18 protein-coding genes are annotated in these 24,278 nt (G+C 53.3%); 11 read left to right on the plus strand and 7 right to left on the minus strand.

All coding sequences use genetic code 11. The annotated features are described in order from the left end of the window. Nucleotides 1–60 precede the first annotated feature (60 nt). Complete coding sequence (locus IT893_RS10850; protein WP_197145174.1) at nucleotides 61–1,029, minus strand: chlorophyllase; 969 nt, start codon at nucleotides 1,027–1,029, stop codon at nucleotides 61–63. Here IT893_RS10850 and IT893_RS10855 point away from each other — a divergent pair. Next, nucleotides 1,028–1,252 carry a hypothetical protein gene (locus tag IT893_RS10855; RefSeq protein ID WP_197145175.1) on the plus strand — a complete coding sequence of 75 codons (225 nt, stop codon included), beginning with the start codon at nucleotides 1,028–1,030 and terminating at the stop codon, nucleotides 1,250–1,252. The two genes, IT893_RS10850 and IT893_RS10855, sit on opposite strands and share 2 nt — an antisense overlap. Next, a complete protein-coding gene (locus tag IT893_RS10860; RefSeq protein WP_197145176.1) occupies nucleotides 1,209–1,841 on the plus strand; it encodes a TetR/AcrR family transcriptional regulator in 633 nt (210 codons plus the stop codon). Before IT893_RS10855 ends, IT893_RS10860 begins: the two co-directional genes overlap by 44 nt. 18 nt (nucleotides 1,842–1,859) lie before the next feature. Here the strand turns inward: IT893_RS10860 and IT893_RS10865 are convergent, their stop codons facing one another. Both IT893_RS10865 and IT893_RS10870 read right to left on the minus strand, forming a co-directional pair. Beyond that, entirely contained in the window at nucleotides 1,860–2,906 is a 1,047-nt protein-coding gene (locus tag IT893_RS10865) for a patatin-like phospholipase family protein (protein ID WP_197145177.1), read from the minus strand. 106 nt (nucleotides 2,907–3,012) lie between these two features. Continuing rightward, nucleotides 3,013–4,143 carry a LysR family transcriptional regulator gene (locus tag IT893_RS10870; protein WP_197145178.1) on the minus strand — a complete coding sequence of 377 codons (1,131 nt, stop codon included), beginning with the start codon at nucleotides 4,141–4,143 and terminating at the stop codon, nucleotides 3,013–3,015. 165 nt (nucleotides 4,144–4,308) lie between these two features. Here IT893_RS10870 and IT893_RS10875 point away from each other — a divergent pair, with 165 nt between their 5' ends. Continuing rightward, nucleotides 4,309–5,532 carry a hypothetical protein gene (locus tag IT893_RS10875; protein WP_197145179.1) on the plus strand — a complete coding sequence of 408 codons (1,224 nt, stop codon included), beginning with the start codon at nucleotides 4,309–4,311 and terminating at the stop codon, nucleotides 5,530–5,532. A gap of 1 nt (nucleotide 5,533) precedes the next feature. Here the strand turns inward: IT893_RS10875 and IT893_RS10880 are convergent, their stop codons facing one another. Beyond that, nucleotides 5,534–6,487, minus strand: a complete 954-nt coding sequence (locus tag IT893_RS10880) for a LysR family transcriptional regulator (protein WP_197145180.1) — start codon at nucleotides 6,485–6,487, stop codon at nucleotides 5,534–5,536. A gap of 200 nt (nucleotides 6,488–6,687) precedes the next feature. Here IT893_RS10880 and speB point away from each other — a divergent pair, with 200 nt between their 5' ends. From speB to IT893_RS10900, 4 genes are read left to right on the plus strand one after another with little or no spacing between them, the layout of a single operon-like run. Continuing rightward, complete coding sequence (gene speB, locus IT893_RS10885) at nucleotides 6,688–7,704, plus strand: agmatinase (protein ID WP_197145181.1); 1,017 nt, start codon at nucleotides 6,688–6,690, stop codon at nucleotides 7,702–7,704. Nucleotides 7,705–7,764: 60 nt separating this feature from the next. Next, complete coding sequence (locus tag IT893_RS10890) at nucleotides 7,765–8,742, plus strand: ABC transporter substrate-binding protein (protein ID WP_008891428.1); 978 nt, start codon at nucleotides 7,765–7,767, stop codon at nucleotides 8,740–8,742. Between the two features lie 39 nt (nucleotides 8,743–8,781). Beyond that, entirely contained in the window at nucleotides 8,782–9,576 is a 795-nt protein-coding gene (locus tag IT893_RS10895; RefSeq protein WP_064780686.1) for an ABC transporter permease, read from the plus strand. Between the two features lie 14 nt (nucleotides 9,577–9,590). Further along, the gene (locus IT893_RS10900; protein ID WP_197145182.1) at nucleotides 9,591–10,391 is read left to right on the plus strand and encodes an ABC transporter ATP-binding protein; all 801 of its coding nucleotides are present in this window, start codon (nucleotides 9,591–9,593) and stop codon (nucleotides 10,389–10,391) included. 335 nt (nucleotides 10,392–10,726) lie between these two features. Here the strand turns inward: IT893_RS10900 and IT893_RS10905 are convergent, their stop codons facing one another. The 3 genes from IT893_RS10905 to IT893_RS10915 are packed head-to-tail and all read right to left on the minus strand — an operon-like array spanning nucleotide 10,727 to nucleotide 19,223. Beyond that, the gene (locus IT893_RS10905) at nucleotides 10,727–11,194 is read right to left on the minus strand and encodes a hypothetical protein (RefSeq protein ID WP_197145183.1); all 468 of its coding nucleotides are present in this window, start codon (nucleotides 11,192–11,194) and stop codon (nucleotides 10,727–10,729) included. Then, nucleotides 11,187–17,408, minus strand: a complete 6,222-nt coding sequence (locus IT893_RS10910; RefSeq protein WP_197145184.1) for a DUF637 domain-containing protein — start codon at nucleotides 17,406–17,408, stop codon at nucleotides 11,187–11,189. The genes IT893_RS10905 and IT893_RS10910 overlap by 8 nt, the downstream gene beginning before the upstream one ends. A gap of 15 nt (nucleotides 17,409–17,423) precedes the next feature. After that, the gene (locus IT893_RS10915) at nucleotides 17,424–19,223 is read right to left on the minus strand and encodes a ShlB/FhaC/HecB family hemolysin secretion/activation protein (protein ID WP_197145185.1); all 1,800 of its coding nucleotides are present in this window, start codon (nucleotides 19,221–19,223) and stop codon (nucleotides 17,424–17,426) included. Nucleotides 19,224–19,873: 650 nt separating this feature from the next. Here IT893_RS10915 and IT893_RS10920 point away from each other — a divergent pair. The 4 genes from IT893_RS10920 to vapC all read left to right on the plus strand — a co-directional run bounded on the left by IT893_RS10920 (nucleotide 19,874) and on the right by vapC (nucleotide 24,037). Further along, nucleotides 19,874–22,981 (plus strand): FAD-binding and (Fe-S)-binding domain-containing protein, encoded by a 3,108-nt coding sequence (locus IT893_RS10920; protein WP_197145186.1) that lies wholly within the window; start codon nucleotides 19,874–19,876, stop codon nucleotides 22,979–22,981. 8 nt (nucleotides 22,982–22,989) lie between these two features. Further along, a complete protein-coding gene (locus IT893_RS10925; protein ID WP_197145187.1) occupies nucleotides 22,990–23,310 on the plus strand; it encodes a Dabb family protein in 321 nt (106 codons plus the stop codon). Nucleotides 23,311–23,408: 98 nt separating this feature from the next. Continuing rightward, on the plus strand, nucleotides 23,409–23,639 hold the full coding sequence (vapB, locus tag IT893_RS10930) for a type II toxin-antitoxin system VapB family antitoxin (RefSeq protein WP_033067331.1): 231 nt from the start codon (nucleotides 23,409–23,411) through the stop codon (nucleotides 23,637–23,639). Then, nucleotides 23,639–24,037, plus strand: a complete 399-nt coding sequence (gene vapC / locus IT893_RS10935; protein ID WP_197145188.1) for a tRNA(fMet)-specific endonuclease VapC — start codon at nucleotides 23,639–23,641, stop codon at nucleotides 24,035–24,037. Before vapB ends, vapC begins: the two co-directional genes overlap by 1 nt. The last annotated feature ends 241 nt before the right edge of the window (nucleotides 24,038–24,278 follow it).

Below are 24,278 nucleotides of genomic sequence, written 5' to 3' on the forward strand. Positions count from 1 at the left end.
CTGCACAGCACCCCACTGCTGACGCCGCCGACCACCATGGCCCGCAAAGCATGTCGAACTTTACTTGCCCGTCACATGGGCCAGTTCCGCGCCATGGGTTGCCAGCGCATCGCACGCTTTGGCCCATGCCGGGTCATTTTCATCAAATGCGCTGCGCAGATAGGCCGCACTCATCCGCTGGGTCACGGCAAGGCGATCGGGATCTTCGTCATCGGCTTCCTTGGCATCGTAGCCTGCAATACCACCCAGCCCGTGCTTGCCGCCTTTAAGGGTCAGCAAATAATCACCGCCCGGGCTGCAATGGAACGGGTCGGTGTGCCATGCCGCCCCGCGCGTGGTCAGGTGCGGGTTGTCGTCTTCATCCCCCGCCACGACAAGGGTGCGTGTCGTCATATGGGAAAAGTCGGGGTTAAGGGCGGTATAGTTCGCGCGCGCATGCTCGCTAAGGCTATCCCCGCCATTGCCCGGGGCTGCCAGCAACACACCGACCTTGATGCGCGGCTCCAGAAGGTTGACGTCCTGCGCGTCCGGATCGGCGGTATCGGTCAACCGCGCGCCAAGTAACATTCCCACCGTTTGTCCGCCAAGCGAATGCCCGACTGCCGCAATCCGGTCATGGTCAAGTCGCCCGTCAAGGATCGGGTGGATGGCTTCGATGTCGGATAAATGGTCAATGATATGCTTGAAGTCGTCGACCCGCGACCGCCAGAAAAACGGTGCGCCCGGTGCATCCGGTCCAAACCCGGCAACTTTCGAATTGCCGTGGGTCGGCTGGATCACGGCAAAGCCCTGCTCGGCATAAAACTGTACCAGCGGGCCATAGCCATTCATCGACGGAATATAAAGCGATGGCCCATGCCCGTGCGACAGCAGGATGATCGGAAAATGATCGCCCTCCGCAGGCAGGGTAATCCGCATTTCAATCGGCTGCGGCCGATCAGCAACCGGCAAAGTTACCGGACAGATCGAAAGGGTCGGCACCGCATCCCGAACCGGAATATGGCGGGCACTGGTGATCAGATTGTTCATGAAAAGCATCCTTGTTTTGCTTGGCGAAACCGTCGATTTCACCTATAAACCAACAAACGGAACGACGTTCCTGTTGCTAATTCAAATACGGAACAATGTTCCGTTTATCAAGCATGAATTTCAACACCCGGACTCTGTCCGCGTGCGATCACGCTGGCTTATTGTGGAAAAACAAGGCAATGCAGGAAGAAAACACCAGCAAAAAAAAACGCATCCGCGCTGACGCCGCCCGCAATGAAGACGCGGTGCTTGAAGCCGCCAAGACGGTTTTTGCCACTTCGGGCGTTGATGCGCCGGTGCGCGAAATTGCCAAAACCGCCGGGGTTGGGGTCGGCACGCTCTATCGCCGTTTTCCCAAACGAAGCGACCTTGTCGTTGCCGTCTTCAAGCGCGAAGTTGACGCCTGTGCGGCCGATGCCAAAACACTGGCCAAGGACCACCCGCCGGGCGAGGCCCTGTCGCGCTGGCTCAGGCGCTATTGCCGGTTTATCGTCACGAAAAAGGGATTGGCCTCGGCCCTTCATTCGGGCGATCCGGCCTTTGATGCCCTGCCCGATTACTTCCGCAGCAACTTTGAACCGGCCCTGCAAAACCTGCTTTCTGCGGCGGCCAAGGCTGGCGAAGCCCGATCGGATATTGATGCCTATGATCTGCTGCGCGCCATTGGCAACCTTGCCAGTGCCGGAAGCACATCAGGGGGCACAGCAGGCGGCAATGCGGGTGACGATCCCGAACATCATGAAGGCATGCAGCACACCTATCGCATGTTGGATCTGATGATTGATGGCCTGCGCTACGGAAAATCGGGCTGACGGGCCGACGACAACGCCCTAGACGTAATCCGGCGCAAACTGTTCAAGATCAAGCGTCGGGCTTTTGCCGATATCGCCGCGATGTTTTTCAAGAAACACGCCCGCTGCCTCACGCCCCTTGTCGCGCAGCATGGTCATGAAATCCCATTCAGCATTCATCTTGGATGTATGATCAAGTTCAAGCATCACGTCACTTGCAATCAGATGCATGCGCATGGTGCCCCAACTGCTGGCTTCGCATTGATGGGGCGGCATGTCCTTGCGGATCACCGACATCATACGCAGTTCCTTGACTAGGCTGCTGTTAAACGAAATCTCGTTCAAACGGCTTGAAATCTCGTGCGAGGTTTTCGGGATTCCCGGCCGTTTGACCGGATTGATCTGCACCAGAACCGTGTCATTGGCCGAACATTCCCGCACCAAGGGGCCAAGGCTGGGATTACCGGAATATCCCCCGTCCCAATAGGGCACGCCATCAATCTCGACAGTCTTGTAGATATTGGGCAAACAGGCAGAGGCCAGCAAAACATCAAGGCTGATATCGGGGTTGCGAAACACCCGTGCCTGCCCGGTTTCGACATTGGTCGCGGTGATGAAAAGCTTGGTCGGGCTTTTGTTTAGCAACTCAAAATCGACCACATCGGCCAAAAGAGCCGCCAGCGGATTATCCCCCGCCGGATTAAGGTCATAAGGCGAAAACAGTTTCGCACTCATATCCAGCCACTGATACATCGGCGAATTGCCAAGCGACCAGTTGCCAAACAAAACATCCATCGGGGAACGTTGCAGCGGGCTGAACCGCGCAGCCTCCGATACCGCTGACCAGAACCGCTCAAGATCCTCGCGCGCGCCGTCATATTTTCCCTTGCAAAAGCCCGACGTCACCACGGCGGCATTCATCGCCCCCGCCGATGTGCCCGAAATCGCCTCAAGCTCGATCTCTTCATCTTCAAGCAACCGGTCCAGAACGCCCCAGGTAAACGCCCCGTGCGATCCCCCGCCCTGCAGGGCAAGGTTGATCTGTTTGCGGTTGGTCGCCGTCGATTGCTTCGCACGCTCGCTCATGCCATCTCCTGCACCTGGGTCATAATGTTCGGATCACTGGTTATGATATGTCGCAAACCGCATCATCTGCCAGCAATGATATCAAATGGCCGAAAACGACCCCGGCTCAATACCACGTCAAACTGGCCGGAAGGTCCTGCTTGGGGGCGAGTGCGATCACCTGATCAAGGAACAATCGCGCAATCGGCGACAGGCTTTTGCTTTTGCGCGTGATCACGCCGATATGGCGATGGCGTTCCGGGGTGGTCAGTGGCACAAACACCAGCTTTTCCGGTGCTGCCATATCCGACACCTTTGCTGCCAGTTCCGGCAGGACCGTGATCCCCACCCCTTCGGCGACCATGGCCGCCAGCGTGATGGTGTTCGATGTCTCAACAATCGGACGCGGCAGGATCGGGCCGGTTGCGCCCAGCGCGATATCGCTGCCTTCCTCTGCATTGCTGGCGTTCGGATCGAGTGATCGCAGCACCTTTTCCTCGGCCCGCATCGCCTTTTGCGCGCGGGCCAGAACCGTCTTCGCCGCCGGAATGCCCGCCGCCACCGCATCGCGTATAGCAGGGCTCAGGACCGGCATGGTGTCAGATGACAGATCGCTGGTGACACCGGGCTGCGCCATCAGCGCACCGGTCCCGGATTCCGGGCCCAACCCGACAAGCTTCTCGCCGGTCAAATCCGACCAGCGCAAAACCGACTTTCGGGCAAAGGCATGATCGGCCCGGCACAGCACGCCAAACCGGTCGGAAAATAACGGGCGAAAGGCAATATCGGGAAGTGCCTGCCATTCCCCGGCAATGCCGAAATCGGCGGCATTATTTGCCACCGCCTCATGCACCTCACCGGCATTGCGTTCATCCAAACGAATGCGCGCATCAGGATGGGCGGCAACAAATTCGGAAATCACCGTGGGCAAAATACGCGTCAAAACAGATGGCGCGGCCGCAATCGTAATCTTGCCGCCAACACCTTTGGACAGTGCATCCAGGTCACCAAGCGCCTCTTCAAAATCGGCCAGCAATCGCCTGGCAATCGGCAGGAACCGCTCCCCGGTCTGGGTCAGCGCCACCTGCCGTGTCGTCCGATCAAAAAGGGCGGCCCCCGTCACATCCTCGAACTGGCGAATGGTGGCGGTAACCGCAGGCACCCCAAGGCCCAAAACCCCGGCCGCAGCCGTAAAATTCCCCTGATCAGCAACTGCGACAAACACACGCATATGACGGATATTCAGCGATGACAGCATGGTCTTGATCGTCCGTTCCGGTTAACTCCCCTGCCCCGACAAACCATAACGCCCAATCAGCAGACGAGCAAAAGGCTAATAGGCTTTTACATCGCCAAATGCTACTTTTAAGAGTATAATATTCAAAATTTGCGCGCAAAATTGGAAGCTGGGCGAGTCATACCAATGAGCAACAAGAGCCAAACGGATCAATCCCTCACCCTTAAAGGAGACGACGCTCTTCAACTTTGGCGGAAAGGCAGAGCGGCATGGAACGAGTGGATTGCGAAGAACTCCGGCGCATATATCAATTTTGGAAACACCAATTTTAGCCATGAACGAGACAATGATGGAGACCTTTCTTTTTCCGGATATGATTTCGGAACTGGAGGGACCTCTTTCGTTCGAGCCGAGTTTGGCGATGGTGATGTTGACTTCTCAGAAGCTACTTTTGGTGGAACGGAAGTAGATTTCTCTTTCGCAAAACTTAATAGCGGAGACCTGTTCTTTACGAAAACTAGGTTTCTGGCCAGCTCCTCGTTCGCCAGAACAGACTTTGGTATTGGCGGACTTTATTTTGAGGATACATTTTTTTCAGGTGATGAGCTCGAAATGAGCCTGGCAAAAATTGGAGAGCTTTTCTTTCGGCCCGCGTCAATTGAATTAAAGGAAATTAATGCTCAAGGACTTCATGTCAAACGACTAGGACTTTTTGACCTTTCCGAATCCTCTTCTAAATTAGAACTATTAGATTTGTTAGGCTCATCATTCGAAGGACCGCTTTTCTTAAAAGGAAATTTGAAAAGTGTGCCAGATCTTCTAGCAACGAGATCTTCAAATCAAGTTGAACTCAGCGAACTAAAAGTGATGTTACGTCGCAAATCTCCGTTTCATAATTGGCTTAGACATATATACAAGGTAGCAGTTGATCCGGAGGATTCAGTTCGGCTGCGACGCTTAAAAGAAATTGCTGAAACCAACAAAGACCATCAGACCGCATTAAGATTTTCAGCAGACGAAAATAGGGCTAGGAGGTGGCAAGAAACATCATTTCTTGGTTCATTTTTGGATGCGATCTTTAGCGCTTCTAGCAACTATGGGCAGAATATCCTTAGACCCTTTGTCGCCCTCATACTGCTGACACTTGCGAGCATCTGTCTATACAAAACGTTTGCAAGCGAATTATCACTCACTTTGGAAAAGAGTTGGGGCCATGCAATCACCTTAGCAGCTAGCAACAGCCTCCCATTTCTACCACAGTCTCGCAGCCTGCGAGACGACGCGATAAAAGTGCTTTATAGCGACGCCCCAAACTTACTTGTCGACGCTATAATGATCGGACAAGGTATCCTAAGCTTCATCTTCCTGTTCCTGATCGGCTTGGGTCTGCGCAACCGCTTCCGGCTCTAACTCATTTCTTGTCCAGCGTCGGCGGCACGGTTTTGATTGCGGTCACCGTCGGATGGACCTCGATCAGGCATTCGCGGAACACGCGCGCCATGCGTGACATCACCGATTGCGGGAAATTGGCGACACACATGCCGATCTTGAAGCTGAGCAGATCGGGACGAAGGGCGCGCATTTCGCCGCGCTCCACCCATTGCCGCGCAAAGTGGGTTGGCAGGAAGCTGACGAACTTGCCGCTTCGGATCAGATAGGCCAAGCCTTCCATGTCATAGGCCGTCGCACTGGGCGGATGTTTGAACAACGACTGAAACGCCAGCGCCACCGAATAGCCGCGCCGTGCATATTTCTGTTCGGCCAGTTGTTCGATTGGCATTTTTTCATGGGCCTTTTCAAACAGCGGATGCTCCTTGCCGCAATACATCGTCTGTTCTTCGTGAAAAAGCTGCTGCATCTGCACCGCCGCATTCATCGGCTGGTTGGGCATGACGGCGATTTCCATCTGCCGACTAAGCAACGCGTTTTCAATCTGGTTGGGGGATACGACAACAAAGGTCGGATGCACGCCCGGCGCGCGTTCATGAAACAGCGCAATCGCCCGATCGAGCTTGCAATTGGGGTTTTCGACCATGGCATCGACAACACCAATACGAAGCTCGCCGACCATATTGCCGCGAATGGCCCCGACCTCGGCCCGAAATGAGTCGGCCGCAGCAAACAGCTTGATCACCTCACTATAGATCTTTTGCCCATGTTCGGTCAGCGAAAAGCCCGACCGACCGCGCCGACAAAGCTTGACCCCCAAACGGGTTTCAAGGGCGGACATCTGGGTGCTGATGGTCGATCTTGAAATGCCCAGCTCGTCCTGGGCGGCGGTGAAACCGTTGCTTTCGACGATGGTCCTGAAAATCCGCAATTGGCGGAAATCGACATCACTGAGCGGCGGAAGTGTTACTGACATCGGCGCTTGACCTTCGTGAAAGCATTACGTTGAAAAAATCAGACGTTTAGTTTGAAAGTTTCATATTATTGAACACGTCCCCGCGTGGCAATCTTCGTCCAAGCTTTTGAGATAATTGCCGTGTCCGCGCTCACCCCGCCCGACCGCAACGGCATGCCGCCACCATCGCCACCATCGCCACCGCGCTAGGACCTGCCTTCATGCCCAACACTGCTGACAAAACCGATACTGCGTCCGCCATTTCGTTTGTTCCGCCCTCGGCGATGACCCTGCCGCGTTATGCCGGGGTGGCAAGCTTCATGCGCGCGCCGCATTTGTCGATTGATGACCCGGTCTTAAGCGAGGTCGATATCGCCATGGTCGGCGTACCATGGGATGGCGGCACCACCAACCGTCCGGGTGCACGCCACGGCCCGCGCCAGTTGCGCGATCTATCGACCATGATCCGCCCCAAACATCCGGTCACCAGCCAGAACCCGTTTGAAGACCGCAACATCGCCGATCTGGGCGACGCGCCGGTCAATCCGGCTGACATCATGGATACGCTGGAAAGTGTGACGGGCTTTATCGCCAAGCTGAAATCAAAGGGCATCACGCCACTCAGTGCCGGTGGTGATCATCTGCTGTCCTATCCGATCCTGAAGGCACTGGCATCTGATGGGCCGCTTGGCATGGTGCATTTCGATGCTCATACCGATCTTTTTGACAGCTATTTCAACGGCTTCAAATATACCCACGGCACGCCGTTCCGCCGCGCGATCGAGGACGGTTACCTTGATCCCAAGCGCGTGGTTCAGATCGGCATTCGCGGCACGATGTATGACGGCGAAGATGTTGAATGGGGCCTGGCCCAAGGCGTTCGCATCATCCGCATGGAAGAAGTCATTGATCGCGGCATCGACGATGTCATGGCCGAGGCGCGCGACATTGTCGGCCACGATAAGACCTATGTCAGCTTTGACATTGATTCTGTCGACCCGGCCTTTGCACCGGGCACCGGCACGCCGGAAATCGGCGGCTTCACCAGCCGCGAGGCGCAAAAAATGATCCGGCTGTTGGCCGGTCTAAACCTTGTGGGTGCAGACCTTGTCGAGGTCTCGCCCCCCTTCGATCCCTCGGGAGGAACAGCCTGGCTTGGCATTTCGCTGATGTATGAATTGCTGTGCGTGCTGGCCGGGTCAAACGCCACCAGAAACCCGAACCGAAAATCGGGCTAAGGCCAAATCAAAGAAACCAAAGTCTAAATCAGAGAGCATCTCACACCGGAGACACCATCCATGAAACGCATTCTTTCGAAAATCTGCCTGTCGGGTGCGGCCCTCGCAACCGCCTTCTCGCTTTCCACCGCCGCCTCGGCCGAGGAACTGACCATAGCCCACTCGACCTGGGTGGGCTATGGCCCGCTTTATATCGCGCAGGACGAGGGCTTCTTTGAAGAAGAAGGCCTTGATGTCAAACTCGTCGTGATGGAAGACGTCAAAACCCGCATGCCGGCCCTTGCTGCTGGCCGGATTGATGTCGCCGTCACCACGATTGATACCGTGCTTGGTTTTTACACCGACGACCATCCCCTGACCTATCTGTTTGCACTTGATGATTCACGCGGCGGTGATGGCATTGTTGCCAATGCCGACATCAAAACCATCGAGGACCTCAAGGGCAAAAACGTCGCCTATACCGAGGGGTCTGTTTCGCAGTTCTTCCTGAGCGTCCTTCTCAAGGAAGCCGGCATGAGCCTTTCTGACGTCAATTCGATGAACATGTCGGCCGGTGATGCCGGTGCGGCCTTTGTCGCAAAGCGCGTTGACGCCGCTGTTACGTGGGAGCCGTGGCTGACGCGTGGCAAGGACACCGAACATGGTCACCTTCTGATCGATAGTTCCAAGGCACCGGGCCTGATCACCGATATCGCGGTGACGACCGAGGAAACCCTTGAAGCCCGCCGCCCGGAAATGGAAGCGCTTTATCGTGCCTGGGCCAAGGCCATCGCCTGGCAGAAAGCCAACGAGGAAGCCGCCGACGTGATCATGGCAAAGGGTGTGGGCGGCTGGCTTGAAGATCCGGCGGTCTTTGCTGAAACCCGTGCGGGCATTGCGTTTTATGATGACGCAATGAACAAGACCTTCATGGATCCGGCCAACGAAGACGGCATTGTCGGCACCATTGCCAATGCCATGACCCTTGGCAAGGAAAGCGGCCTGATCACGCTCGAAGCTGATCCCAAAAGCCTGCTGGCTGCGGACATCGTGAAATAACAAACGTCACCACGTTCAAGACTTAAAAGAGCAAGCATCATGTGGACCAGATCCCTCTTCTCGCCCAAGACCGATATCGACAAGGGAACCTATGTCACCCTGTCGCTGATTTCGGTTGCTGTTATCCTGGCCCTGTGGTGCTTGCTCACCTATGGCGGGATCACGCCCCGGGACTTCCTTGCCGCCCCGCATGAAGTGGTGGCCGCTGGCATCAAGCGCATGGCCAATATGTCTTTGTTTGAACATATGTGGGCAAGCCTTGTTGTTATCCTGTCGGGCTTTATCCTCGCTTCCATCTTTGCCGTGCCGATCGGCATTCTGATGGGCAGTTTCCGGGCGGTGCAGGCGCTGATTGAACCGATTACGGGTTTCATGCGCTATATCCCGGTTTCGGCCCTGATCCCGCTTTTGATCCTGTGGATCGGCATCGGGATCGAACAGAAAATCATGGTGATTTTCCTCGGCACCTTCTTCCAGCAGCTTATTCTGATTTCCGATGTTTCGGCCCGGATTTCCAAGGATCTGATTGATTGCGCCTATACGCTGGGTGCTGATCGCAGGCGGGTTGTCACCCGTGTGCTGGTGCCTGCCTGCATGCCCGGTGTGATGGATAACCTCCGCGTCACCATGGGCTGGGCCTGGACCTATCTGGTGGTGGCCGAACTGGTCGCGGCCGATACCGGCCTTGGCTATATGATCCTCAATGCCATGCGCGGGCTGTTTACCGATGTGATTTTGCTTGGTGTCTTTACCATCGGCATCTTGGGCCTGATCACCGACTTCTTCTTTAAATGGGCACGCCGGCGTTTGCTGCCCTGGTCTGCCGATTTTTAAGGGGCGATACAGTCATGAGCATGCTTTCCCTTCGTGACATCACGGTACGGTTCGAACCCAAGGGCAAACCACCGGTTCTGGCCTTGGATGACGTCTCGCTTGATGTTGCCAACGATACCTTTTCCGTCATTGTCGGTCCGTCGGGCTGTGGTAAATCCACGTTGCTGCGCCTTGTCGCCGGGCTTGAAACCCCGACATCCGGGCGGCTTGAACTCGATGGCCAACCGATCAACGGCCCGTCGGCCGATCGCGGCATGGTGTTTCAAAGCTACACCCTGTTTCCCTGGTTGACCGTGCGTGAAAACGTCATGTTTGGCCCAAAGCTCAAGGGCCTTTCAAAATCGGAATGCGAAGACATCGCCGATGATCTGATCAAGGCGGTCCATCTTGACGGGTTTGAAAAATCCTATCCCAAGGAACTTTCGGGCGGCATGCGCCAACGTGTGGCCCTTGCCCGCGCATTGGCCAACGACCCGCGCATTCTGTTGATGGATGAACCGTTTGGCGCGCTTGATAGCCAGACCCGTCAAATGATGCAGGAACTCCTGCTTGATGTCTGGCAAAGCCGCCGCAAGACGGTTTTGTTCATCACCCATGACATTGACGAGGCCATCTTCCTCGGTGACGAGGTCCATGTCATGTCCGCGCGCCCCGGCCTGATCAAGCAATCGCTTGATATCAGCATTCCGCGCCCGCGCCACATCGATGCGCTGACCAGCCCGGAATTCATGGATTACAAACGCACCATTCTGTCGCTAATGCATGACGAGGCGATCAAAGCCGAAGACGCCGCCAACCAGCGCAAATCGGCCTAAAGCCTCGCAAACAAAGCGACAAAAACAAACACCTGCCTGACTTGCCACCACCCGACAGGCTCAGGCACAGGGAATGTGCGGCTCACAGCAAATCCCGCACATTCCCGACTTTTGTATAAAAATGGAACTAATTGAAATAAGGGATGAAACCCTTTTTATGCGCTGCACGATGGTAATGAGTAAGATTGGGCAAGCGAGGCATCTGACAGCGGACATGTCTAACCGGCTTGTCTTGATTTGCAGCTAATATACATAACCTGCTAAAAAATTAAATCTGCCCCCTTCTCTCGAAAGTTCGCGTCTACCCTTTTTTTCTCATTTCTCATCTTTGACTATCACCCTATCAGGGTAACTTTTTTTGCTTTTTCCAAGTCTTTCGTTCGATAATGCTCTCTAATTCTACTTGGGACATTTGATAGATCAATTTGCAATTCTTCTTCGGAAAGAATTTTGAACTGCCTACTTTTCTCATGCGCCATAGCAATACTAAATGCCATAGGCCCTCGCAAAAAAACTTTTAAGTAGTTTTTTGTGTCTTGATTAAATTTTTCTACCTGCTCAAGCTTTTCCAGTGATATTTCAAATTCTTGAATTGCTTCACTATATTTTTTGGCCTTGTACTTTATGTAACCTCTCATTATGTGGTGCTCAGGAAAGGGATTCCTGTAAATCAAAAACAACTCATCTATTTCCAACTCAGATCTACACACGTCCCCTTTCGACAAATACGCCCATGACTTATTAAGCCTGAAAGTAAACGATAATGATTTTATTAATTTTGATATTAATTTCATTTTATTCATTCATGTTCTTAATGAAATCAGATATTTGAGCAATATTATAAACCATTTTATTCCATTTTCCTTTCAGAATTGGGTCTTCAACGTTTTTACTGAATTCCTCAGCGGCTTTTAATTGATCGTAGAACTGCTGCTCGTTCCATTTTGTATCAAGAGTACTTGATGATGTTCCGTCAATAGGACTCTTGCCAAACACATACAATTCTCCATCTACATCTGCTGTGATGATAAAGTTTCCAAAGTCTGATTTTACTTCGAAAATTTCACCTGATGTGTTGTCAGCGATGGAACCTGAGTTCGATCTCGACCATGCCCCCTTGATATTCGGCGTTGCAGACTTCAACAAAATTGCAAGATCGGGGCTTTGGACGAGTTTTCCTATTGCTTGTACTGTTTTTGCCGAAAGGCCAACTGTCGCGCCGAACGCACCACTTGCGTAACTTGCAATCTCTGCCTGCGCCTCTCCAAAGGCTATAGAACCACCACGAACATCACCCTCTGCGTAGAGCGAATTGGCCTGCTGGAACTTCTCCTGCAAGCCGTTTGCGATGGTTTCGGGCAGCTCATCTAGATTAGCCATCAACTCAATGAAGCCTTCGACACGTTCCTGGTTGCGCAATTGCGCTGCGCCGTCACCAAGAAGTGGCCCTGTCACTGCATCACTGAGGAACTGGTTAAGAGCTTGCGCCCCCTCAACAATGAATTTAGCCCGCCCCGTATTTGCTCCCGAAAGGGCGATCCGACTAATCCCCGATGCAATTGAGTTTGATGTTGATTCAAGGCCCAGCTGCAGTTTGAGCAGTTGGGTTTGTTGGATGATAAGGGTGTCGCGCTGCGCATCAGTAAGGGTCGGATCCGCAAGCTGGGTTTCGACATCAGACAGGTTGTCGCGGATGTCGGCATAAACTGTACCGGCTTGCTGCGTTGTTGCCGTCAGTTCCAGAATACGAGCAATTTCCTGCTCGCGCGGGATGACCGCACCACCACCACCAATAAGTTCATATTGGGTGTATTGAAGAGCATCGGCCAGCGCCAGCGTCGATGGACGCAAAACACCTTTTAGGGCTTCGGCGCCAGCCGGCGCATAGTCCGCCAAAACCGTGTCATAGAAGTCACGGTTTTGGGTGATTTCTCGGGCATATAGTGCCGAGTTGTTGAATTGATCATCTTTCTGAAGAAAATTGATCTGATTACCAAGATTATCGACGAACGATGCACCGTGCTGGGCAATCATTCCATCAAAGACGTCAGCAATGGTCTGGGCAATTGCTGCATCCGACGGCAATCCCGGAAGCTCGTAGCTTTTGTCAGCATCGACACGACGCAAAGCTTCTGTCCCGAGCACTTCGAGCCATTGCGCTTCGGTCATACCGTTTTGACCGGCAAGCTCTTTGGCTTTCTGTTGGATGGCTATGATTTCATCAGTATGAAGCTGACGGTTATAGGTTGCGGCCTGTTGAGCCGTGAAGGCTGCGGCATTTACCGCATCGGCATCTCCACCCGTTAGGGCTACCGCAATCGCACCAGCCAAACCGGCCAATTGAATACGGGTATCAATGTCATCACTGATGTTTTGAAGACTATCCCCCAGCACCTCCTGCAACCCGGCACCAATCGCGCCCGCGGCACAGCTCTGACTTGAAAGCTGCCCAACGCCACACCCGGCAACCGCATGCATGACGACTTTACGGATGTCACCGTCTTCAAGGTTCCACTGATCGACACCTGCCAGATCGCCGATCTTGGTTGCCAATTGGGCGGAAGCGATGCTGGCAACCGCACTGATCAGATTGGATTTTAAAGTATCGCCAATATCCGTACCGTTGATCGCAGCATTGGCGACGGTATTTGTCAGTGCCCGGATCGATTGATAGGCAATCTGGTCGCTAATTTCAGCCGTTTTTCCAATATCAATTACTGTGCCGTCAGCGTTGATCGTGCCAAGAATTCCGGCTGTAACGCCCGCGGTCACCATGCTGGTGGCAAGGGAGCGCAGGGTGGCAGAGGAACCAAGCTCTTTCAGAACAGCACCAAGATCGCCTTTGTTGTTAATCATTGAAATGGCCGCCGTGCTAGCCAGTGCTGTAAAGCCCGCGGAGACGGCGGCGGTAACAACGCCGGAGGCAACAGCCCCGGCACCCATGCCCTGGGCTGCCATTGCGCCCAAGGCGGCTCCTGCGCCTGTACCCATGCTAATCGCTGTAACTGCAATCGCAATGACTGCTGCACCTGCACCACTCAGGCCTTCAGCCTTGTAATCCCAGCTTCGATGAACTTCTTGAACCGCGTGCCATGTGGCGTCATCACGCGCCATCATCTCGCCCATCCATTCAAGGCCAGGCGTTGCTGCAAGGGCTGTGACGGATTCCTCAAGATTTCCGGTGTCACGATATTCAATCACAACGCCGTTTCCAGCATTGACGATCAAGCCGCCATCGGCGGTGATTTCCGTCATGACAACGGTTTCATCGATATGACCGGTGTCGCGATTACTGAACCATGCGAAGTTTGATGATTCGCGGATTTTATGTTCGTAAAGGGAATCCGTGTTCGAGAGCAGCGCAACCTGGCCTTCTTCTGCCGAAAGCGTGGTTTGCTCCCCACTGGACAGCTTTGATGCCTTGATCAGAACATCGCCATTTTCTGAAACGACGTTCAGAGCTCCACCAGCCTGCAGGGACGAGATGACAGATGTCAGGGCCTCGCGCGTGCCGGAGTTGAAGGAACTACTTTTGCGTCGTTCGCTGTGCTGGTATTCGTAATCCTGAAGAGCAACGACCTGTATGTTGCCATCTGCTTCAAGATCAAGGTTCCCGCCTGCTGAAATCTGGCTTCCGGCAACCGTAATGTTATCGCCAGATTTGATTGCAAGGTTTCCACTAATATCAACATTGGAGCCCTGATTATGCGTGCTGCGTTGCTCAAGGCTGAAACCCGGAACCTCATAGTCAACATTGCGCGAAATCTCGGTCGCCGTGAAGGCAACATCCCCACCCGCGTCAAAGGTAGCATCCCCACCAGCGGAAATATCCGCTCCTTCGTTCAGAATATCCCGGCCGGCCTCAATGGACAGTGAATTGCCCGCTGAGATCTTGCCTCTGGACAGCAACATGTCCTGATATCCAAGGCTGCCGGTTAGGCGATCAGTGGCCGACATATTGACGACATCACCTGTCGCCGCGACAAGACGCAGTTCGTTCCCTGCGTTGATCGTCCCGCCTGCATTGATGATCGATCCTAATGCAGTAAGCGACGTGTCATCGGTCGCCGTTATTTTCCCGGAATTGGCAATTGAATCAGCGAGAATATTGACGTCGGCGGCCGCAATAAGTGCGCCTTCCGCTGTTATATCTGCCTTGTCGCCTCCCGCCAGATAAAGCTTGGGCACAAGGACTGTCTGTCCGTTCACCTCTTCTTCAACATACCAGACGATGCTCTCGGTCAGGGCCGCAATCTGATCGGCAGACAGCGCCGTGCCAACGCTCAGGCCAAGCCCCTGTTTCTGGGCTGCCGCGGCCTCGATAAGTTGACGCATTTGGGCGGCATCATTTTCTGTACTATTGAGGAAACGCTGACCGGTTTGCGCAATAACTTGCTCGCGGACCAGGCGTGTGTCGAAGAACGCGTCACCAAGACGTTTTGGAAGATCCTCAACGACTGATTGGTCAAAGCCAATCTGATCAAAGAAATAGTCAGACCCATAGAACGTACCGAAATCGGTATGTTCAAATCGCGTTTCATACACATAGTTTCGGTCTTCGGGCGCTTCTGTAAAAAGACCCGGTGTCGGGGGCACATAAACACCACCGTTCGGTACAGTCGTAACAGGAATATTTGCCGGGTCGGGTATTGAATTGACCAATTCATCGACATAGGAAATGCCGTCCGATGGCAGGCTGACCGCCCCCTGAACGATTGTGGTGTTATTTACCTGTCCGGTAAACGAGCCACTGAACGTTCCGCCCGCAACGATTTGAGCGTCATGACTGTCGATGATGTCTGATTCAACAAGTTTACGCGCATTGGTAAACTCGAACCACTTGCACGGACCGCCATAGCATCTAGTGAAGCCATTTGATGCCGAAGCTGTATGGTAAAGCCTTCTTGTAATTTGCGCGCCAACATTAGCAAGAGACGTGCCTGTAAGCTCAATATCCCGACCTGCTTGGATCTGGCTCTTGTCGTTGCTTATCGTTCCGCCCGTGACGAATAGATCGCGGCCAGATGAAATAACAGACTCCGGAGAATCCTGACTAACAACGTCCTGATAAACCTCTACCAAAATACCGTTTGAACTACTTTCAGTAGAGTAGTAGCTGGTATAATTGCTTTTCCACGGATGAGGGACATGAGCAACACCGCTTCCAGGGAAATAGGCGCATCCTTCGGGGCTTATTCCAGCACCAGGAACTGTATTACAACCCGGATGCGTCGTTTGATTGGCGGCATAACGCTGTTGAAACGTTCGCTGGCTCGATGTTGAAAAAGCAACTTTACGATTAAGCAACTCATCGGTCTTGATCCGAATATCGCCTTCAAGGCTTTCAATCGTGGCAGAGGCATTGTCAAGCAACGCCATGTTTCCATCATCAAGGCCAACCAGCTCGATATCGCCACCGGCAATCAGGGTTCCTTGGTTATTAAACAGCGTGTCACCGACCAAAAATGACAAATCACCTGCTGCAAAAACGATATCTCGGTTTTCGAAGTCTGAGGTGACGCTCAGGGCCAGATTTTCAGAAACCTGAATCTCGCCATTATTGACCAGGGTTTTAATTGTTCCACCAAGATCACCGGCAATAGAAAGCTTGCCATTATTTATTAACTGACCACCAACAGTCAGCTCCGCAAGTCCGGCTGAGTAAACCTCTTCACTATCGACCGTCAGATCATTTGCCGCACTTAACCGCAGCCCGCCACCGCCAACAAGTCTCCCCCCAACGACAAGATTGTTCGTGCTGGCAACATCGAGTTTTCCCTCGGCTTCAAGCCCCCCCTCATTCGTCAAATCAGTTTGAATAATGATGTCGGCATCAGACTTGATAAGACCGGAACCAAGATTATTGAGTGTGTCCGAAACAACAGAGACACCACCATTTCCGATGATTGTCCCGGTATTTTCGATATGGCTGGTCTCAATATTAGTTTGCTGACCGCCCTTGATCTTGCCCTGATTTTCAAGCCGCGCCGCTTCGATCTGCAAGTGATCTCCACTTACAGAAGCTTCGCTCTGCACTTCAATTGCGTTATCGGCCTTGATCTGGGTAGTTTGCGATGCCTGAACGGTTCCTGTTACCGTAACGCTTTCCGCAGCGGACGCGACCGAGATATTTTGTGCCGAAGTCAAGTTATTGACGCTGATCTTGCCATCAGCGGATATCGTCAATTCGCCGCTTGACGCAGCAAGATCACCCGCAACCTTAACCCCCACGCCCTGTTCCGTACCGACCAGCCGAATACGATTGGCATACATGCCGCCAAGTAAACTTGAATCGATCGAAATACTTGGCTTTTCAGGGATATCTGATTTCGCAACGGCCTCACGAGAAGCATAATTTACCGTATTCCGTCCTGTGATTACGGACAGATCTCTCGCATGCAGATCTGCATTGATTTTGGCGGTACGGCTGATGATGTCGAAATAAGGAACGTTTGCGGCGTTGAGACCCGCCCCGTCGATCAGAATATCGCCAGTATCAACATCCACCCCCAGAAAGTCACCACTGCTATCGAACTGCGGAAGACCTGTGCTGAATGTTGCCCGCGGAGTATTGATGAACCCGCACCCGTTACAGGTTATGCCATTGGGGTTGGCCAGAACATATTCAGCACTTTGTCCAAAAATCTCCTGATAGCCAAGCAGATTGGACCGGCTTGCACCCGTGACCTCGTTCAGGATCAGTCGCGCAGAACCTGACGTCAGATTTGCATTCCCCGCGATCACGCCACCCAGTTGGGATTGTCCGACACTCCTGCTGTTATTCAGGATAAGACCTTCAACGCCAACGTTGAAATCCTTAAACTTGTTATGCGAAACGCCAGCGCCATTCGGATTGGCAATGTTTACAATCGGCACACCATTACGTGCCGCATCAAGGGAGGCCTGATTGTTTGCTGCAGCCTGATTATCCACAACAACCTGCGCCATTACCGGCTGGACAACAATGACAGCACTAAGTGTTACGCTGAGAATTTGTGTAGCAAACGACTTGAGCATGTTCCCAGCCCCCCCTTAAAACGCCACAGTGGCGGAAAAATAAACTTCGGAATTGCGATGATTGACGAATGAAGGTGCATCAATCGCTTGGGCATATGTCAGGGAGAGATTGAGGTTGGGTCCACGAATTTTAAAACCTGTCGACCAGCCCGACAGCCGGCCACCTTCGAGGGGTTCCGAAACATCCTGGGAAATCACACCATAATCAAACCCGACAAAAGGCTGGATTTCGCTAGCCACTCGGGAGACTTCGGGCTGGGTAACCGGAATACGAACCGCGATCTCATTGCGAATAAAACCGCCGATATCTCCGCTGATTGAACTTTCCTTGAAACCTCGAACCGTACTGAGACTTCCGACAGAGATGCGTTCCGTGCCATAAAGGGTATCCGGGCTCCACTGACCGCGGGCACCGGTTGTCACGCTCAAGGGCGTATCCAGAACGTCAAAATTCTGAATGACAGTGAGGTCAGCGGTGTATTTCTCGAACTGGGCTTCAGGTTCGTCAATACCCCTGTGATCATCTTCCTTTGCGCCAAGAACCTTGAGCCCCGCCTCATAACCAACCGACGCAGAAACCAAACCTTTCCCAAAACGGCGACTATGATTGACGTTGAGTCCAAGAATGGTCAGACGACGACTACTAACTTCGAGCAGCACATCCTCAATATAGTTTTTCGTTTTTTTGTAAGTGAAAGAGGAAGAAAGCGTGGTTTTACTTGTTTGGTCTCGATGCAGCACGCGATCAACATCCGCGCGCCATGTGGTTGACCTGCCTGAGCTCTTAAAATCCTGAACCGATCCTTCTATCTGGTTTCGGTAGTCAAATTGATTGGCAGACAACGACAACAACCAATATCCATACGGAACGGACAAAGATACGCTCTTGCTTCTGCTGGCTTTAAGGGTGGATGCGGGTTCGGTATCCTGACCGTAAGACAGGCTGATCAGATCATTTATTCCAAACCAGTTATAGGTTTCCCCACCGTAGGATTGCTGTAATTCACCAGTAGCTTCGCTGCCGGAGTTATTAAGCCCTGCGCTGGCTCGCCAGCTTTTACCGACCTGATTACTGATAACAGCGACGGATTTCCCCTGCTCTGAACCAGGCTCAAATTCTACCGTTGCATTAGAATTCGGCAGTCGGTTGATCTGGTCCAGTCCCTGTTCAAAGTCCCGAAGATTAAGACGCTTTCCCTGCAAACCTGGGAAAGCAGAAAGCATTTGTCCGCGTGTTAAGGCCTCGCTTGCGGATGGAGATATATCCTCAACCGTTCCCTCAATCACGATCAGCTTAAGAATACCAGAACCAAGATCCTGCGCCGGAACATAAGCTCTTGTCGTCACAAAACCATGTTCAACAAAATAATCCGTCAGAATTTCAATTATTTTGTCGATGTCGGATTTACGAATACATGTTTTTTCAAATCTAGATACCAATGGTCGAAGGTCTGTGTCCCAACCTTCAATTTCGATATGTTGTAAATCGAAACACGGTGCATTCTCTTCGCTATCAGGGATATCGGGAAGAACCGGCTTTTCATATCCGGGAGGTAACTGACGGGGAATCAACGGATCCTCAGACCGGAACTGTTCCTGTTGCTGCCGCAAAATCTGGTCTTGCTGGCGAATGATTTCATCACGCTGAGATGGTGTTTGGGCCTGCGCCGTAGTAAAAGACATGCAAGCAAAGAGCAGCCCCCCTCCCCATATGCAGCGGCGAACAAAATTTCGACGCACGGAAGGGCTAATCCGACTAAACTTGCGGATTGGGTATTCGGTCTGCCGACCACTTGTAATGGCGTTCGAATTCATCGTACTTAGCGATTGCACTCAGATCAAAAAATGAACGGCAACATCAGATTTTTCTGATTTAAATGACTGTGCGTCATTTTTTTCTTCGCTAAGACAAAATTCAGAAATCGAAAGTGACGAGCGTCACAGAAAGTTGAAATCGATTGATAAAGAAGACGCCAACAATAACCATAGGTTTCTGTTGGCTATACTCCACGGCTAGGACCTACTCCAACGAGGTAACCCCAAAGAACGTTGTATGACCACTGTTCGTCAACTGGCGCCACCCCAAACGTGAGGATTTGAGAGGCAAAAAGAAACAACCGGAGAAAGGAGACAGCGGTGAAAAAACAACAAAACGGCCCCTCTTTCCACTCGCCCGAACTACCTTGCCTCTTGCTAGGAAATCTGAGTTGGATTTCAGATCGGAAAGCAATTGTATGAGGATTAAAAACGCCGCTTCACGCGACTTTTTTACGGGTGGCTTTCGGCGCCCTGCCCGGCGTTTTGATTATTCACTTATTTTGAATAATCTTTCGGAATTTTCGATTTGTCTATTCAATCGCGATCAGGTCAAATGGGTTTGCATGCCAGATCGGGGGGCCGGCCCGCACCGGAAAAAACCCGATAAAAGGCATATGATATTATCATACGAGTATTGAGAGAGCCTGATGTCCGTCCCTGCCCCGGCTGCCACCCCGGTTACCAATCCGGCCACCAATCCGGTTACCAACGCTTCGAACAAAAGCGTGATCAAAAAGCTGCCGGCGCTGACCCCGGATCGGTCGCTGGACAGTTTGACGCTGGGGTTCCTCAAAACGCTGGAGGCCGAGGGCAAATTTGCCGGTGAAATCCATGCCGATTTCCCGACCCGCCTGATCAATGCGACTGACAACAGTGTTTATCAGGTGATGCCGAGCGCCGTGCTGCAGCCCAAGACGCGGGATGACATCAATGTGGTGATGGAGCTTGCGGGGCGGGAGAAATTTTCCGAGGTCAAAATCACCCCGCGCGGAGGCGGGACCGGCACCAATGGCCAGTCGCTGAACAACACCATCATTCTTGATACCTCCAAGCACCTGAACAATATCCTTGGCTTTGATGCGGAGCGCGGGCTTGTGCATGTCGAGCCGGGTGTGGTGCTTGATCAGCTTAATGCCTGGCTAAAGCCATACGGCTATTTCTTCCCGCCGGCGGTGTCGACCGCGAGCCGCGCCACGGTGGGCGGCATGATCGGATCGGACAGTTCGGGCAAGGGATCACGGATTTATGGCAAGACCAGCCATTACATCCATGACATGACCACGGTCCTGATCGATGGCACGGATTTCAACACCCGCGCGATGAGCTCAGCCGAGGCCAAAGACACCATGACCCGCGCGGATCGTGTGGGGCAGCTTTATAAAAAGGTCCATGACGAAATCGCCCCGCGTCGCGATCAGATCAAATCAACCTTCCCGGAAATGAACCGGGGGCTTACCGGCTATAACCTTAAGGAAGCGGTATCTGACACCGGGGACATGAACCTGTCCTTCCTGATCGCCGGGGCCGAGGGCAGCCTTGGCATGGTCAAGGAAATTACCTTCCGCGTCATTCCGCTGCCCAAGCACAAGGCCGTCACGGTGGTGCGCTATGACAGCTTTGATAGTGCGCTGCGTCACGTCAAAACGCTGGTGCAGTTTGACCCGGTCGCGATTGAAAGCATCGATGACAAGGTCATGAAACTGGCTGAGCAGGATGAAAGCTGGCACATGCTGGGCAAGCTTCTTGGCACGGAAAACAGCACGACGCCGACACGCGGCTTTAACGTGGTCGAGTTCGTCGGCGAGACGGAGGCCGAGGTGGCGGCCAAGCAGGCCGAGCTCAAATCCTACCTTGAGGCCAACCCGACGGAAGACTTTGCCCCCATCGGCTTTGTGCAGGCGACCGACCCGACGCAGATCGCCGCCATCTGGTCAATCCGGGCGAAATCGGTGGGACTTCTGGGCAACCTTGAAGGCAAACGTCGCGCCACCCCGTTTGTCGAAGATACGGCTGTTCCGCCAGAAAACCTGGCTGATTTCATTGCCGAGTTTCGCGCACTTCTGGATGCCGAGGGCCTTGATTACGGCATGTTTGGCCATGTCGACGTCGGCTGCCTGCATGTCCGCCCGCTGCTTGACATGATGGATGAGGAGGACGAGGCCCGCATCCGGCGCGTTTCCGACGCGGTGGCCGCGCTTACCAAACGCTATAACGGCCTGATCTGGGGCGAGCATGGCAAGGGGTTCCGGGGCGAATACTCCCCCGTCTATTTCGGGCCGGAGCTTTATGATGTTCTGCGTCGCATCAAGGAGGCATTTGATCCCGAAGGGCAGCTTAACACCGGCAAGATCGCCTCGCCATACAGCAAAAACACGCCGATCACCGCCATCGACGAAGCCCCGATGCGCGGCCAGTTTGACCGCCAGATCGAGGATGCTTTGCGTGATGAATACCTGAACGCGACGCGGTGTAACGGCAACGGGGCGTGCTTTAACTGGGATCTGATGGATGCCATGTGCCCGTCCTATAAGGTCACGCGATCGCGCGTGCATTCGCCCAAGGGCCGGGCCGGAATGATCCGCGAATGGATCCGCCAGCTTTCCGTTGGCACCGATCCGATGAACAAGGACCTTGCCGTCATCAATGGCCGGGACTTTTCCCATGATGTCTATGAGGCGATGGCCGGTTGCCTGTCGTGCAAGGCGTGCGCTGGGCAATGCCCGGTCAAGGTCGATATCCCGGAAATGAAATCCCGTTTTTTGGAGACCTATCACACCCGCTATAAACGCCCGATCAAGGACCATGTGATTGCCTCACTTGAAAGCATGGCGCCCGTTTTGGCAAAGGCACCGGGGCTGTTTAACGCGTTGCAATCCATCCCGCCGATGCCATGGATCTTCAAACGCTTCATCGGCCTGACCGATTTGCCGAAACTGCACCGCCAGAGCCTTAAATCGGCCTTGCGCGCACGCGGCATTGGCAAGTTCAAGCAGGCGGAGCTGGATAGCCTAAGCTCTGATGAAAAGGCCAAGTCGGTGATCCTTGTGCAGGATTGCTTTACCACGCATTACGATACCCATGTGGTGCTGGCCCATGTCGACCTTTTGCAGCGCCTTGGATATCGCGTTTTCGTGTCGCCCTACCGCCCCAATGGCAAGGCAATGCATGTGAAGGGATTCCTGAAACGCTTTGACTATCAGGCCAAGCAAAATGACATCGTGCTGGGCAAAATAGCCAAATCCGGCGTGCCGATGATCGGGATCGAGGCCAGCGTGACCCTGACCTACCGGCAGGAATACGCCCAGCGCCTTTCAAACCGCCCGGATTATCGCGTGCATCTGTTCCATGAATGGCTGGCGGGAGAGATCGAGCACGGCCGCCTGACCCCGCCGAAAATTGATAACGGCGTTAACATGAGCGCCACGGACATCCCGGCAAGCCTGTTCCCCCATTGCACGGAAAAGACGTCGCTTCCCGATGTCGGTGTCAAATGGCAGAAGATCTTTGATGCGTTCGGGCTTAAACTTACCACGGAAAAAACCGGGTGTTGTGGCATGGCCGGTGTCTATGGCCACGAAACCCGCCACCAGGAAACCTCGCGCGAATTGTATGACCTGAGCTGGAAAAAGAAGGTCGACGCGACCGGACCGCAAAACATGCTGGTCACCGGCTATTCGTGTCGTTGTCAGGTGGATCGCTATGAAGGTGTCAAGCCACAGCATCCGGTCGAATACCTCGCCAAACTTATTGCATAGGAAACCCCATGATCCGTCACATCGTTCTGACCAAATTCAAGGCCGAGGTCCTCGATCCCGAAATCGACAGCCTGTTTGCCAAGCTGGCAGACCTTCAAAGCCAGATCCCCGGCATGCGCGGCTTTGATGGCGGCGTTTCGGTCAGCCCGGAGGGCCTGGAACAAGGCTTCCGCCACGGATTTTCAATTGATTTCGACGATGCGGCGGCCCGTGATGCCTATCTGGAACATCCAGAGCATAAAGCCTTGGGTGGTCAGTTGGTTGGGCTGCTTGAGGGTGGTGTCGCCGGGTTGGTGGTGTTTGATCTGGATATACAAACGTCTTCCTAACCGCGTTCCAACAATACGGAACAAAGTATATACATTTGACATATACCCCCCCTCAAGCGCACAATGCCCCTAGAGCTTTTCTGCGCAAGGAGGCATTCATGACTCAGGCATCCGTATTTCTGAACAACAAGACGCAGGCCGTTCGCCTGCCCAAGGATGTTGCCTTTCCTGAGGGCACGAAAACGGTTGAGGTGATTTCGGTCGGGGTGACGCGCGTGATTGTGCCAAGCGATCACTTGTGGGACACGTTTTTTGACGGACATGCAGTCAGTGATGACTTCATGGAAGACCGCAATCAGCCTGCCATGCAGGAACGGGAAGCGCTGTAATGCTGCGCTTTATGCTGGACACCAATATCTGCATCTATGTGATCAAGAACCGGCCGCCGTCCTGCCGGGAGAAATTCACCACCCATAGTGGGGCTTTGGCAATTTCATCGGTCACCATGGCCGAACTGATCTATGGCGCGATGAAATCCGCCAAGCCCGAGAGCAACCTGCGCACTATCGAAGAATTCGCCGCCCGCCTGACCGTGCTTGATTTCGACACCAATGCAGCAGGCCATTACGGCGACATCCGCAGCAATCTTGAGGCCAAAGGCACCGTCATCGGCCCCTATGACATGATGATAGCTGGGCACGCACGCAGTCACGGCCTGATCCTTGTCACCAACAACACCCGCGAGTTCGAGCGCGTGGAGGGGTTGCGTTTGGAGAATTGGGTTTAGGTCACGACGATGCAACAGAAACCTTCGCGCGCGGCTTTTGAACCTTCACTAAAAGGGGACTGTCCCCTTTTTTGCATAACCAATTTTTTAGGCATGTTTCACAAAATTGGGCTTCTTCATTCGTGTAAAGGGGTCAAATGGAAACCACATGCTTGACGTTTAAGGAATCAGTCGAATTTCTCGATTATTGCAGCAATAACGGAATAATAGTATTCGGAGTTGAAAGGGTAATATTGCATAA

This window comes from Thalassospira sp. A40-3 (assembly GCF_015871485.1).
GTDB lineage: Bacteria > Pseudomonadota > Alphaproteobacteria > Rhodospirillales > Thalassospiraceae > Thalassospira > Thalassospira tepidiphila.